This is a genomic window from Streptomyces sp. SID12501 (assembly GCF_010550245.1).
Taxonomy (GTDB): domain Bacteria; phylum Actinomycetota; class Actinomycetes; order Streptomycetales; family Streptomycetaceae; genus Streptomyces.
The window spans coordinates 125,088-138,385 of sequence record NZ_JAAGLU010000020.1; the positions used below are offsets into that span (position 1 = coordinate 125,088).

Below are 13,298 nucleotides of genomic sequence, written 5' to 3' on the forward strand. Positions count from 1 at the left end.
ACACTGCTCAGGAGGCGATGAACATGCGGAACGGTTCTCTCAGCGGTGCGGTGATCGCGGTCGCGGGCGCCGGCGGCCCGGCCGGCCGGGCCACGCTGCTCAGGCTCGCCGAGTCGGGCGCGACCGTCGTCGGCTCGGACAACGACCCGGAGCGGCTCGCGGAGGCCGTGGACGCGGCGAGCTACGCGTACGGCGGTGCCACCGTCGTCGGCGACACCGTCGACCTGCTCGATCTCCAGTCGACCCGGGACTGGGCCACCCGTATCGAGAAGGACTTCGGGCGCGTCGACGGCCTGGTCCACCTCGTGGGCGGCTGGCGCGGCAGCGAGACCTTCACCAAGACGGTCCTCGACGACTGGGACCTGCTGGAACTGCTGCTCATCCGCACCGTGCAGCACACCTCCCTCGCCTTCCATGAGGCGCTCCAGCGCAGCGACCGCGGCCGGTACGTCCTGACCAGCGCCGCCGGTGCGAGCAGCCCCACCGCGGGCAACGCCGCGTACGCAGCCGCCAAGGCCGCCGCCGAGGCGTGGACGCTCGCCATGGCCGACTACTTCCGCAAGGCCGGGGCGGCCGAGGGCGCCGAGGGGCCGACATCGGCGGCTGCGATCCTGGTCGTGAAGGCGTTGGTGCACGACGCGATGCGCGCGGAGCGGCCCAACGCGAAGTTCGCGGGCTTCACCGACGTCAAGGAGCTGGCCGAGGCCATCGTCGGCGTCTGGGAGCGGCCCGCCGCCGAAGTGAACGGGAAACGTCTGTGGCTGACCGAGAAGCCGTGAACCCTCCGAGGACCGACGCACGCCGTCATCACGACCCGGAGGCCCGAGGCTTCGCCAGTGACAACTACGCGGGGGTCCACCCCGAGGTGCTCGCCGCGCTGGCCCTGGCCAATGGTGGGCACCAGGTCGCGTACGGCGAGGACGACTACACGGAGAACCTCCAGCGGCTCGTCCGCAGCCACTTCGGGGCCACGGCGGAGGCGTTCCCCGTCTTCAACGGCACCGGGGCGAACGTCGTCGCACTCCAGGCGGTCACCGACCGCTGGGGCGCCGTGATCTGCGCCGAGAGCGCGCACATCAACGTCGACGAGGGCGGTGCCCCCGAACGCATGGGCGGCCTCAAGCTGCTCACGGTGCCCACACCCGACGGCAAGCTGACCCCCGACCTGATCGACCGGCAGGCGTACGGCTGGGACGACGAGCACCGCGCGATGCCGCAGGTCGTCTCGATCACCCAGAGCACGGAACTGGGCACCCTCTACACCCCGGACGAGATCCGCGCGATCTGCGACCACGCCCACGCGCACGGCATGAAGGTCCACCTGGACGGCTCCCGCATAGCCAACGCGGCTGCCTCGCTCGACGTCCCGATGCGGACGTTCACCAACGCGGCCGGCGTCGACATCCTCTCCCTCGGCGCGACGAAGAACGGTGCGCTGTTCGGCGAGGCGGTCGTCGTCATCGACCAGGACGCCGTCAGCCACATGAAGCATCTGCGGAAGCTGTCCATGCAGCTCGCCTCCAAGATGCGCTTCGTCTCGGTGCAGTTGGAGGCGCTGCTCGCCAAGGACCTGTGGCTGCGCAACGCCCGCCACTCCAACGCGATGGCGCAGCGACTGGCCGAGGGCGTACGGGCCGTGCACGGGGTCGAGATCCTCTACCCGGTCCAGGCGAACGCGGTCTTCGCCCGCCTTCCGCACGACGTGAGCGAACGCCTGCAGAAGCGCTTCCGCTTCTACTTCTGGGACGAGACCGCGGGCGACGTCCGGTGGATGTGCGCGTTCGACACGACCGAGGACGACGTCGACGCGTTCGTGGCGGCGCTGAAGGAGGAGATGGCGCGCTAGCACTCTCCTCGATGCATAGATATGCGGTCACCTGAAAAGTCATTGACTGTTGGGTGATCGCTTTTCTATGCTCTGGGCTCATGGAGCTGATCCAGAACAACCCCGACCTGTCCGCGTATCTGGCGGCCGACGAGGTCATCGACCATCATCACCCGCTCGTGCGGGAGACTGCCGCGCGGCTCGCCAAGGGAGCGGCCGACTCGTATGCCTATGCGCGGGCGGCGTACGAGTTCGTGCGCGACGCCATCCCGCACTCCGCCGACAGCGGTGACCCGCGGGTCACCTGGCGGGCCTCCGCCGTCCTGGAGCAGCGCACCGGCATCTGTCACGCCAAGGCCCACGCGCTGACCGCTCTGCTGCGCGCCGAGGACATCCCCACGGGGCTGTGCTACCAGCGGCTGGCGGGCGACGGCGGGGGAGGGCACGTCGTGCACGGCCTGGTCGCCGTACGGTTCAACGGCGCCTGGCACCGTCAGGACCCGCGGGGCAACAAGGCGGGCGTGGATGCGCAGTTCTCTCTCGACGGTGAGCGGCTGGCGTGGATTCCGGACGTGAAGTCCAATGAGATGGACTATCCAGTACTGTACGCTGAACCTCATCCGGTCGTGCTGGACGTGCTGAAGGCCGCGCCCGACAGGCCGTTTCTCTGGAAGACGCTCCCCACCGCACTCTGAGGCAGGCGATGACACTCACCCTGACCGTGTCCGACGAGGTGCGCACGCTCGCGCCCGGCTTCACCCACGTCGCGATCGAGGCGCACGGTCTCGTCAACGGGCCCAGCACCGAAGCCAGTTCGGCACTCCTTGACGATGCGGCCCGTCGGCTCGTCGCACGCCTGGATGGCCGGGCCCCGCACGAGGACCCGCACATGGTCGCCTGGCGGGACACGTACACGGCGTTCGGCTCCAAGCCGTCGCGCACCCGCAACTCGGCCGAGGCGCTCGCGAAGAGGGCTCTGACGGATGCCGGCCTGCCCCGCATCAACGTCCTGGTCGACCTCTACAACGCGATCAGCGTGGCGCACCTGGTCCCGGTCGGCGGCGAGGACCTCGACCGCGTCCAGGGCGGGATGCGGCTCGTGCGTGCCACCGGCGCCGAGGACTTCGTGACCGTGGCCGGGGGCGAGGAGACCGTCGAGCACCCCGACGCCGGTGAGGTCGTGTGGTGCGACGACGCGGGCGTGACGTGCCGCCGCTGGAACTGGCGCCAGGGCCCGCGCACGAGGCTCACCGAGGAGTCCACGTCCGCGATCTTCCTCCTGGAATGCCTGTCCCCGATGACGGCCGCGGAAGCGGAGGCGGCCGGCGCGGAACTCGCCGAACTGCTGGAGAAGTTCAGCCCGGGTGCAGAGATCACGATCAGGTGAGCGCCCCATAGGGGCGCGGGGCTGTATTCGATCTGCGGCTCCGCCGCGTGGGCGCGACAAGCCCCCACCGGCCCGCAGCAAACGAACTACCTGCCCGCACTTCCCCCGGGGGGCTGCGCCTCGGTCTCCCGAACCTCTTCCGGCGTAGGGGCCGTCCCACCGAGGTGCGCCGGCATCCACCAGGTGTCGTCCGGCCCTTGGGGGTGAACCGGGTACGCCCGCTGAGCCGCCTCCAGAAGCTCATTCACGCGCTCACGCACCTGCCGCGTGAGCGCACCGGCGTACTTGTCGCGGGACGCCTCGATGGCTTCGCCGACCCGGATCGTGACCGGGATGTGGCTGCGCTTGAAGTTGCGCGGATGCCCCTTGGTCCACAGGCGCTGTGTGCCCCACACGGCCATCGGGATCAGCGGGACGCCCGCCTCCTGGGCCATCCGCGCGGCGCCGGACTTGAAGCTCTTCAGCGTGAACGACTGCGAGATCGTGGCCTCGGGGAAGACGCCGACGATCTCGCCGGAGCGCAGCGCGTCCAGAGCGTGCGCGTATGCCGCCTCGCCGTTCTTGCGGTCCACCGGGATGTGCTTCATGCTGCGCATCAGCGGGCCGGAGACCTTGTGCCGGAACACCGACTCCTTGGCCATGAAACGCACCAGACGCTTCTGCGGGAGAGCCGCGAGACCGTCGAAGATGAAGTCCAGGTAGCCGATGTGGTTGCTCACCAGCACCGCACCGCCCGAGCGCGGGATGTTCTCCGATCCCTTGAGGTCGATCTTCAGGTCCCAGGCCTTGAACAATGTCTGGGCGAGACCGATGACGGGACGGTAGACAAGCTCAGCCATGGACGGGGATGACCCTTCTCTCTGCTCTCCCTGGGAAGGCGGTTCCCGGCGGGAAGTTACGCAGCCGTAGGTTTTACAGCTTTGCGCAGATCGTGCCCCAAGAACGGACGAGTGGCCAGCCCTCGTGCCAGTGCCGGGCGAGATAATCGTCACGTAACCCCTTGATCCACCTCGGGCTTTTAAACCGCCTTTACTCCGCGCGTACCGTCACCCGTCGTACGACGAGGTACATCTCGCACCCCAGGCAGTACCCGAACGCCGCGTTCAAAAACGCCGCCGCCAGAGCCGCGCCGGTCGCCGCGAGCCCCAGCCACTCCACACCCAGCGCGTACCCGGCGAGCCCCACGCCCGCGAAGACGAGTCCGACCGCCTGCGCGAACCGCGGCGGTTCGGGCGCCTCGAACTCCGTCGGCGGGCCGAGCCGCGGACGGACGGCCTTGCGGAACAGCAAGCCGTACGGGGAGCGGCCGACCCCGCCCGCCGCGCCCAGCGCGAACGCCAGCGTCTGCCAGGCCAGCAGCCATGCGCTCCCGGTGACCAGCACGACCGCCAGCACGACGGTCGTCACGGCCGCCCCGAAACGCGGCCCCCTCACATCGATGTCCATGAAGCGATCATTCCGCAACAGAAAGGTTTCGAGCAGGCGGGAATCTTTGCAGTCTGATGAACGCTGCAGTCGAGGATGACCGGAATCGTGATGTGCGTGGCAGTGCTCGCGGCGGCGAGCGCCTTCGGAGTGCTGCATCGGCGGCGGAGCGGGAGAGTACGCGTGCGCGTGCGCGACGACGGAAAACGCCTCGGCGCAGCCGAGTTGGGCGAGAGCCTCGGCGAGCGGGCGACACTCGTCCACTTCTCCAGCGCCTTCTGCGCGCCCTGCCGGGCCACCCGCCGCGTCCTCGGCGAGGTGGCCGGCCTCGTCCCCGGCGTCACCCATGTCGAGATCGACGCCGAGGCGCATCTGGACCTCGTACGCAGGCTCGACATCCTCAAGACGCCCACCGTGCTGGTCCTCGACGCCGACGGGCGGATCGTGCGGCGGGCGACCGGGCAGCCGCGCAAGGAAGAGGTCATCGCCGCGCTGGGGGAGGCCGTTTGAGGCCGTCGGGGTATCCGATACCGCCGCTGATGGTGCGTTCGGTGACGCATCTCCCAGATGCCGGAAGCCACTTGACTGCGCCCACCATCTATCGTCAGCCTGACCCTATGCCTCCGGAACTCCTTCTCCACGCGCGCGTCCATGTGGACCTCGTGCGCACCGCGAGCGCGCGCTGTCCGGGCCGTTGAGCAGCCATCGCCCAGCTCGCCGCCTCCCGCAGAAGGACAACTCCATGACGGCCACGCCCGCTCTCGGTACCCCCCAGTCCACCGTTCCCGCCTCTCCCGACCTCCTGCGCTCCGTCTTCCGGCAGCACGCGGCAGGGGTCGCGGTGATCACCGCCCGGGGGAGTGCCGGCCCTGTCGGCTTCACCGCGACCTCCCTCGCCTCCGTCTCCGCCGAGCCCCCGCTCGTCTCCTTCGGTATCAGCACCGGCGCCTCCAGCTGGCCCGCGATATCCGGCGCCGACCATGTCGGCGTCCACATACTCGGCGAGCACCAGCACGAGCTGGCCGCGACCTTCGCCCGCAGCGGCGCGGACCGGTTCGGCGTGCCCACCGCCTGGCGCGAGGGTCCCGAGGGGGTGCCCGTCCTCGACGGTGTCCTGGCGTGGCTGGTGTGCCGGACCGTCGCGCGCGTGCCGGCCGGGGACCACCGGATCGTGCTGGCCGAGGTCGTGCTGGGCGATCCCGCGGGTTCTGGACGGCCGCTTCTCTATCACCAGGGCCGCTTCAACGGGCTCCGGGACTGACGGACGGTGTTCGACCGATCGGTACAATGTGATTTTGGCGATGCTGCGGGGCTGCCCGGTTCCGGTTACGCTGCGTTGCGAAGGTCACATGTCAAAGCGCTTGCTCAGTGGGCGCGAAGTGGGTCTACTGGCGAGTAATATTTCGTTCGGAGCGTGGGTCGCCCCCATCGGGATCTGCCGCTTTGAGGCGCCTATGCTGCCTGCAGGAAGGCAGCCCGGAACAGACGATGCAGTAGGAGAGCCGGCGTGAGCTTGAGGATCGTTGTCACTGTGAAGTATGTGCCCGACGCCACTGGCGACCGGCACTTCGCCGATGACCTGACCGTCGACCGTGACGACGTGGACGGTCTGCTCTCGGAGCTCGACGAGTACGCGGTCGAGCAGGCGCTGCAGATCGCCGCCGAGGCCGACGACGCGGAGATCACGGTCCTTACCGTCGGCCCCGAGGACGCCAAGGACGCGCTGCGCAAGGCCCTGTCGATGGGCGCCGACAAGGCGATCCACGTCGAGGACGACGACCTGCACGGCACCGACGCCATCGGCACCTCCCTGGTGCTGGCCAAGGCGATCGAGAAGGCCGGCTTCGACCTGGTCATCTCCGGCATGGCCTCCACCGACGGCACGATGGGCGTCGTACCGGCGCTGCTCGCCGAGCGGCTGGGCGTCCCGCAGGTCACCCTGCTGTCTGAGGTCTCCGTCGAGGACGGTGTCGTCAAGGGCCGCCGCGACGGCGACTCCGCCTCCGAGCAGCTGGAGGCCTCCCTCCCGGCCGTCGTGTCGGTCACCGACCAGTCCGGTGAGGCGCGTTACCCGTCCTTCAAGGGCATCATGGCCGCCAAGAAGAAGCCGGTCGCGGCCTGGGACCTGTCCGACCTCGGTCTTGAAGCCGAGGAGGTCGGCCTTGAGGGCGCGTACTCCGTGGTCGACTCCGCGACCCAGCGCCCGGCGCGCACGGCCGGCACGATCGTCAAGGACGAGGGCGAGGGCGGCAAGCAGCTCGCCGAGTTCCTCGCGGGCCAGAAGTTCATCTAGGCCCCGTTCGAGGCTCGTGCTGAGCCCCGCCCCGCAGACCGCCCCTCATCTTCCGCAAGCAGGAGAGTAGAAGTCCCATGGCTGAAGTTCTCGTCTACGTCGATCACGTGGACGGCGCCGTCCGCAAGCCCACCCTGGAATTGCTGACCCTCGCCCGCCGCATCGGTGAGCCCGTCGCCGTCGCCCTGGGCAACGGCGCCGCCGCCACCGCCGGCGCGCTCGCCGAGCACGGCGCCGTCAAGGTCCTCACCCACGAGGCCGCCGAGTACGCCGACTACCTGGTCGTCCCGAAGGTCGACGCCCTCCAGGCCGCGTACACCGCCGTCTCCCCGGCCGCCGTACTGATCCCGTCCTCCGCCGAGGGCAAGGAGATCGCCGCCCGCCTCGCGCTGCGCATCGGCTCCGGCATCATCACCGACGCCACCGACATCGAGGCCGGCGACGAGGGCCCGGTGGCCACGCAGTCCGCGTTCGCCGCGTCCTTCACCACCAAGACCCGTGTCGCCAAGGGCACCCCGGTCATCACGGTCAAGCCGAACTCCGCCCCGGTGGAGGCCGCCCCGGCCGCCGGCACGGTCGAGACCCTCGATGTCACCTTCTCCGCCCAGGCCACCGGTACCAAGGTCACCGCGCGCACCCCGCGCGAGTCGACCGGCCGCCCGGAGCTCACCGAGGCCGCGATCGTCGTCTCCGGCGGCCGTGGCGTCAACGGCTCGGAGAACTTCGCCATCATCGAGTCCCTCGCCGACTCCCTCGGCGCGGCCGTCGGCGCCTCGCGCGCCGCGGTTGACGCCGGCTGGTACCCGCACACCAACCAGGTCGGCCAGACCGGCAAGTCCGTCTCGCCGCAGCTGTACATCGCCAACGGCATCTCCGGCGCCATCCAGCACCGCGCCGGCATGCAGACCTCGAAGACCATCGTCGCCGTCAACAAGGACGCCGAGGCCCCGATCTTCGACCTCGTCGACTACGGCGTCGTCGGCGACCTCTTCGACGTCGTCCCGCAGCTCACCGAGGAGATCAACACCCGCAAGGGCTGAGCCTCCTGAGCCGTCCGAGGCCCCCGCGACCGTACGACCGGTCGCGGGGGCCTCGGTTCATCCCAGGGTCATCGAGGCCTGCACCGGCAGATGGTCGCTCGCGTACATCCCGTCCACGGAGAAGGTGTTGATCGCCGCCGAGTGCGTGGTCACCCCGGGTGAGGTCAGGATCCAGTCGATGCGCCGACCGCCGGGTTTGGGCGCCCGGTACGAGTTGAGCGTCCCGTACAGAGGGCTGCGGGAGGCCGCCGCGTCCCAGGTGTCCACGAGCCCGTTCGCCAGCATCAGGTCGTACACCCGGTTCTCGTGGGCGGCCGAGTTGAAGTCGCCGGTGACGATCACCGGCGTCGACGGGTCCCACCCGGCGATCGTCTTGCCGATGAGCCCCGCGGAGCGCTCCCGGGCGTACTGGCTGACGTTGTCCAGATGGGTGTTGAGGACGTAGAACTCCCGCCCCCCGTCGGCGAGATCGGCGAATCTCACCCAGGTCACCATGCGCAGCCAGTCCGCCTTCCAGGTGTTGGAGGCGATCGTGTACGGGGTGTCGGACAGCCAGAAATGATCGAACTCGAGCGGCTCGACTCTTCGGGTGTCGTAGAAGATCGCCATGAACTCGTCCTTGCTGCCACCGCCCCGGCCGGTGCCGATCCAGTCGTAGTGCTCGCCGAGATCCTTCTCGATCATGCGAACCTGCTGGTAGAGCCCCTCCTGAGTGCCGATGATGTGCGGGCGCTCGCGGCGCAGCAGCTCCCGCATCACCGGCCGGCGCACGGTCCAGCGCGGTGACTTGTCGACCACGGTCGCGAAGCGCACATTGAACGTCATGACGTTCAGGGCGCCCGCGTGCTCGTCGGCGGACGCCGGTTTCGACGAGCCCGCCGTGGTCAGAAACGGCACGGCGATGGCGGCGACCGCCACGGACTTGAGTCCTTGGCGACGCGTCACTCCGACCTCTTTCGGCACGCGATCCCCTCCCCTTCGGAGTCAGGATGAACCTTGCACACTGAATACGGAAGAAGGCGCCGGGTCGGCCGTGACCAGGGAGAGGTCATGGGGAATCCCACTTCGAGACGGTGTTGACCGGGGCGAAGATCGACAGTTAGCTTCGGTATGCGGATTGTTGATTCCGTAGTGCGGAAAATGGAGGGCATGGAATGGGGCAGGGCAAGCAGGAGAAGGTCGTGACGAGCCTCGCGGGTGCCGTCAGCGAGGGAATCAGCGCCTCCCTGGCCCCGGTCGACGCGGAGCTGGAGCGCCGCTACCCCGGAGACCCCGGCACCCGCCAGCCCGTCCACACCGTGTACGTCCCCGGGGACGCGTTCGCCGCCGACACCATCCGCTCCTGGGGCGACCAGGCCCTCGCCGCGCTCGACGAGCACGCCCCGGACGCCGTCTCCTTCGCCGCCGTCCTCGGTCTGCCCGGTGACCTCGCGGAATCAGTCCATGACCGGGTCCGCGCCAAACTGGAGCGGGAGCCGATCGAAGACCTGCGCGTCGACTTCGAGGACGGCTACGGCCCGCGCCCGGACGCCGAGGAGGACGAGGCGGCGGCCCGCGCGGCCCGGCTGATCGCCGAGGCGTACGAGAAGGGCACGGCAGCCCCGTACATGGGCATCCGGATGAAGTGCATGGAGGCGCCGGTGCGCGACCGGGGCATCCGGACCCTCGACATCTTCCTGAGCGGCCTGATGGAGGCCGGCGGACTCCCCGAGGGGCTGGTCCTCACCCTGCCCAAGGTGACCTACGCCGAGCAGGTCACCGCCATGGTGAGGCTCCTGGCGGAGTTCGAGAAGGCGCGCGGCCTCTCGCCCGGCCGGATCGGCTTCGAGATCCAGATCGAGACCAGCCAGTCCATCCTCGCCACCGACGGCACGGCCACGGTCGCCCGGATGATCCAGGCCGCCGAGGGCCGCGCCACCGGCCTGCACTACGGCACCTTCGACTACAGCGCCTGCCTCGGCGTCTCCGCCGCCCACCAGGCCAGCGACCACCCGGCCGCCGACCACGCCAAGGCGATCATGCAGGTCGCGGCGGCGGGCACCGGCGTACGCGTCTCGGACGGCTCCACCAACGTCCTGCCGGTCGGCCCGGCCGAGCAGGTCCACGCGGCCTGGCGCCTGCACTACGGCCTCACCCGCCGCGCCCTGGCCCGCGCCTACTACCAGGGCTGGGACATGCACCCCCGGCACATCCCGACCCGCTACGCGGCCGTCTTCGCCTTCTACCGCGAGGGCTGTGAACAGGCCGCCGCCCGCCTCTCCCGCTACGCCAACCGCGCCGGCGGCGACGTCATGGACGAGCCCGCCACCGCCAAGGCCCTCAGCGGCTATCTGCTGCGCGGCCTGGACTGCGGCGCCCTCGACGTCGCGGAGGTGACCCGGGCGACGGACGGCCTGACCCGGACCGACCTGGACGGCTTCGCGCGCCCGCGACGTGCCGACCTCACGGCGTCGCCCAGGTAGCGCCCTTGTCACAACAGTGGCCATGGTCTCCTGGTGTCACACCCGCCCCGTAATCTGTACGGACGTACGAGTGGGTCACTAGAACGGGGCAGTGGTGTCTTCGGGGGAACACGGGCAGGCGGCCGGGCAGCCGGAGGAGCAGTCGACGGAGCGGGCGGGGGAGGAGACGGCCGGGACCGGTCGTCTGCTGGCCGGCCGCTACCGGGTCGTGGACCGGCTCGGGCGCGGTGGCATGGGCATCGTCTGGCGCGCGGTCGACGAGGTGCTCGGCCGCGAGGTCGCGGTCAAGGAACTGCGCACGTTCACGGACGCCGCCGCGCCCGAACTGGCCGCCCTGCGGCTGCGGATGCAGCGAGAGGCCCGCGCGGCGGCCCGAATACGCCACCCCGGAGTGGTCGCCGTCCACGATGTCACGGAGATCGACGGCCGCCCCCTGATCGTCATGGAGCTGGTGAACGGCCGCTCGCTCGACGACGTCCTGAGCGAGCACGGCACCCTGGACCCGCGCGAGGCCGCCCGGATCGGCGCCCAGGTGATGGACGCGCTGGCCGCCGCCCACCGTGTCGGCGTCCTGCACCGTGACGTGAAGCCCGGCAACATCCTGCTGGAGACCTCGGGCCGGGTCGTCCTGACGGACTTCGGCATCGCCACGATGGAGAATCCGGGCGACGGCTCGGCCACGAACCTCACCCGCAGCGGCGAACTCGTGGGTTCCCTGGACTACTTGGCCCCCGAGCGGGCCCAGGGCAACGACCCCGGCCCCGCCTCCGACATCTGGGCCCTGGGCGCCACCCTGTACGCGGCCGTCGAAGGCACCTCGCCCTTCCGCCGTACGTCGACCTGGTCCACTCTCACCGCGATCGTGGCCGATCCTCTCCCTGAGTCTCGCCAGGCCGGTGCCCTGGGCCCGGTCCTGCGGCAGCTGATGGCCAAGGCGCCGGAGGACCGCCCGGACGCGGAGACGGCGCGCGGCCTGCTGGAGGCGGTGGCGTCGGCCACGAGCGGCGCGACGGACACACCCACCACGGGCCTGCGACCGCACGTGGTGGCTGCGGCCGGAATACCCGAGGTGCCTGAGGTGCCCGAGGCGTCCAAGGCGCGTGCGCACGATGAGGCGGGGGAGGCGGCGGAGTCCGGTGCGCCGCCGGTGCCCCCGGGGTTCGGTCCCGCCGAGCAGGCATCGCCCGCCCTCGAGTCCGTACAGCCACAGCAGGCGCCCCCCGGCTTCGGCCCGCCCCAGCCGATGACATCCGGTACGCCCGGTTTCGGCCCCGCCGGGCCTCTGCCCGCCCCCGGCGCACCGGACCCCGGCCACCTCGCGGCCCCGACCACCTTCTCCACCCAGGCTTCCGCGTCCGCCCAACCCCGCCGCAGGGGACGCGCGTTGCTCGCCGCCGTGGCCGTCACCGTGGTCCTCGCCGCCGCCGGAGTCACCGTGGCGCTGCTCGGCGGCGAGGACGACAGCGAGGCGAGCACCCGGCCGGCGGCGTCGGAGGACAGCCTTGCCGCGCCCTCCACGGGCAGTGGTCGGGCCGACCTGGACCTCTCGGATCCCACGCCCACCGGAAAGAACACCGGGAAGTCCCCGTCCCCGACGGCGCCCGGCAGGACGATTGCCGCCGAACCCGGGGACGACGCGGCTTCCCCGGCGGCCTCGAAGACCTCGGGAAGCGGCACGACAGGCGGCGGCACCTCGGGCGGTACCTCCGGCGACACCGGAACCGGCACGACCGGAGGTTCGGGCACGACCGGAGGAACCGGGACGACCGGAGGAACCGACACCACCGGCGGGAGCACCACGAGCGGTGGCGCGACCTCCACCCCCGACCCCGCGTGCGTGTCGATCGGCGACGGCAAGTACAACTGCGAGGTCTGGCGCACAGCCAAGTCGTACACCGCGTCCGGCACCGAGGTCGGTGTCCTCAACTCGGGCACCAACTACTTCTACTGCCAGCAGAACCTGGGCCGGCGCGAGACCTACGGCGAGTGGACGAACGTCTGGTGGGCGAAGACCGACGACGACAGTGGCAACGCCGGTGTCTACGTCAGTGACGTCTACCTCAGGGGCGGCGACAACGACGCCGCGGTGCCGGGACTCCCGGTCTGCTGAGCCCGCACGTACGGCTCCAGACCGGACGCGACCACCAGCCCCTCCGCCGCGAACAGCCGGGTGCCCCGATTGCACCGGTCCCGGTCGAAGCGGGCCCGGGCGCAGAACTCCTCGGGCGTGCCGCCGAACAGGTCCCTCAACCCCGCTGACCCGCCCAGGAGTTCGGTGAGCAGCCGGCGTTCTCCCGGATGCAGGCGCGGAGTTCCCGACCCGTCGTGCAGCACCCCGCGCCGGTTGACGTAGGCGTACACGCCGGAGAGGCGCTCGCCGGACTCCAACTCGACGCCGACGTCCGGTGAGGGAAGCCACGCACGGTCGTACGGACCTGTCGGCACCGGCACTCCCTCGCTGGCGTCGATGACGGCCAACTGGTCCGCGTCGAGCCAGGTGACGAACAACTCCCGTACGTTCCCGGGGGCGTTGAAGGGCGACGCGGAGACGTACCCCAGTCGGCTCACATGGGCCGAAACGCCGATCTCGATCCCGGTGACCAGCGCCCGCGTCATCGGGAGCGGCTCGCGCATGTCGAACTCCGCCATCTTGTGGCGGAGTTGACCGGGGCAGGCGTTGGAGCCGACGGCGAGGACGGGGACGCGGTCGGGGAAGAGGTGGGGAAAGTCGGGCGGCGGGCCGGCGGGGAGGGGGGAGGAAACGGTCGCCGTCCAGGATCCCGGACTCGCTCGGCCGGACGCCCGGACAGGTGAGCGGGTGCTCGCGCGGCGCCTTGGCGAGGCCGAGGGACTCAAGTGCGGGCAT

13 protein-coding genes and 1 pseudogene are annotated in these 13,298 nt (G+C 70.5%); 10 read left to right on the top strand and 4 right to left on the bottom strand.

All coding sequences use genetic code 11. From position 1 onward, the window contains the following. Window positions 1-23 precede the first annotated feature (23 nt). The 4 genes from G3I71_RS24330 (at window position 24) to G3I71_RS24345 (ending at window position 3,212) form a co-directional block, all read left to right on the top strand. The gene (locus tag G3I71_RS24330) at window positions 24-779 is read left to right on the top strand and encodes an SDR family NAD(P)-dependent oxidoreductase (RefSeq protein WP_164317208.1); all 756 of its coding nucleotides are present in this window, start codon (window positions 24-26) and stop codon (window positions 777-779) included. Next, window positions 776-1,846 carry a low specificity L-threonine aldolase gene (locus G3I71_RS24335; RefSeq protein WP_164317210.1) on the top strand — a complete coding sequence of 357 codons (1,071 nt, stop codon included), beginning with the start codon at window positions 776-778 and terminating at the stop codon, window positions 1,844-1,846. The genes G3I71_RS24330 and G3I71_RS24335 overlap by 4 nt, the downstream gene beginning before the upstream one ends. A gap of 80 nt (window positions 1,847-1,926) precedes the next feature. After that, window positions 1,927-2,520, top strand: coding sequence for a transglutaminase family protein (locus tag G3I71_RS24340; RefSeq protein ID WP_164317212.1), 594 nt, complete (start codon window positions 1,927-1,929; stop codon window positions 2,518-2,520). A gap of 8 nt (window positions 2,521-2,528) precedes the next feature. Then, entirely contained in the window at window positions 2,529-3,212 is a 684-nt protein-coding gene (locus G3I71_RS24345; protein ID WP_164317214.1) for a B3/4 domain-containing protein, read from the top strand. Between the two features lie 86 nt (window positions 3,213-3,298). Here G3I71_RS24345 and G3I71_RS24350 read toward each other — a convergent pair whose 3' ends face one another. Continuing rightward, complete coding sequence (locus G3I71_RS24350; RefSeq protein WP_164317216.1) at window positions 3,299-4,051, bottom strand: 1-acyl-sn-glycerol-3-phosphate acyltransferase; 753 nt, start codon at window positions 4,049-4,051, stop codon at window positions 3,299-3,301. A gap of 190 nt (window positions 4,052-4,241) precedes the next feature. Further along, window positions 4,242-4,658 carry a DUF4395 domain-containing protein gene (locus G3I71_RS24355; RefSeq protein WP_164317218.1) on the bottom strand — a complete coding sequence of 139 codons (417 nt, stop codon included), beginning with the start codon at window positions 4,656-4,658 and terminating at the stop codon, window positions 4,242-4,244. A 75-nt stretch (window positions 4,659-4,733) separates the two neighbouring features. Between G3I71_RS24355 and G3I71_RS24360 the strand changes: the two genes are divergently transcribed. From G3I71_RS24360 to G3I71_RS24375, 4 genes are all read left to right on the top strand, one after another. Then, window positions 4,734-5,147, top strand: coding sequence for a thioredoxin family protein (locus tag G3I71_RS24360; RefSeq protein ID WP_164317220.1), 414 nt, complete (start codon window positions 4,734-4,736; stop codon window positions 5,145-5,147). Between the two features lie 232 nt (window positions 5,148-5,379). Further along, window positions 5,380-5,898, top strand: coding sequence for a flavin reductase family protein (locus tag G3I71_RS24365; RefSeq protein ID WP_164317222.1), 519 nt, complete (start codon window positions 5,380-5,382; stop codon window positions 5,896-5,898). Between the two features lie 246 nt (window positions 5,899-6,144). Beyond that, entirely contained in the window at window positions 6,145-6,930 is a 786-nt protein-coding gene (locus tag G3I71_RS24370; RefSeq protein WP_164317224.1) for an electron transfer flavoprotein subunit beta/FixA family protein, read from the top strand. A gap of 77 nt (window positions 6,931-7,007) precedes the next feature. Then, window positions 7,008-7,970, top strand: coding sequence for an electron transfer flavoprotein subunit alpha/FixB family protein (locus tag G3I71_RS24375; protein ID WP_164317226.1), 963 nt, complete (start codon window positions 7,008-7,010; stop codon window positions 7,968-7,970). Window positions 7,971-8,027: 57 nt separating this feature from the next. On the opposite strand, the gene G3I71_RS24380 is transcribed toward G3I71_RS24375, so the two are convergent. Further along, window positions 8,028-8,933 (bottom strand): endonuclease/exonuclease/phosphatase family protein, encoded by a 906-nt coding sequence (locus G3I71_RS24380; protein WP_164317227.1) that lies wholly within the window; start codon window positions 8,931-8,933, stop codon window positions 8,028-8,030. Between the two features lie 191 nt (window positions 8,934-9,124). On the opposite strand from G3I71_RS24380, the gene G3I71_RS24385 reads away from it, so the two are divergent. After that, window positions 9,125-10,432, top strand: a complete 1,308-nt coding sequence (locus tag G3I71_RS24385) for an aldolase/citrate lyase family protein (protein ID WP_164317230.1) — start codon at window positions 9,125-9,127, stop codon at window positions 10,430-10,432. Between the two features lie 208 nt (window positions 10,433-10,640). Further along, on the top strand, window positions 10,641-12,542 hold the full coding sequence (locus G3I71_RS24390) for a protein kinase (RefSeq protein WP_343243066.1): 1,902 nt from the start codon (window positions 10,641-10,643) through the stop codon (window positions 12,540-12,542). Here the strand turns inward: G3I71_RS24390 and G3I71_RS24395 are convergent. Beyond that, a pseudogene (locus G3I71_RS24395) lies at window positions 12,488-13,298 on the bottom strand (hypothetical protein). The gene G3I71_RS24390 and the pseudogene G3I71_RS24395 sit on opposite strands and share 55 nt — an antisense overlap.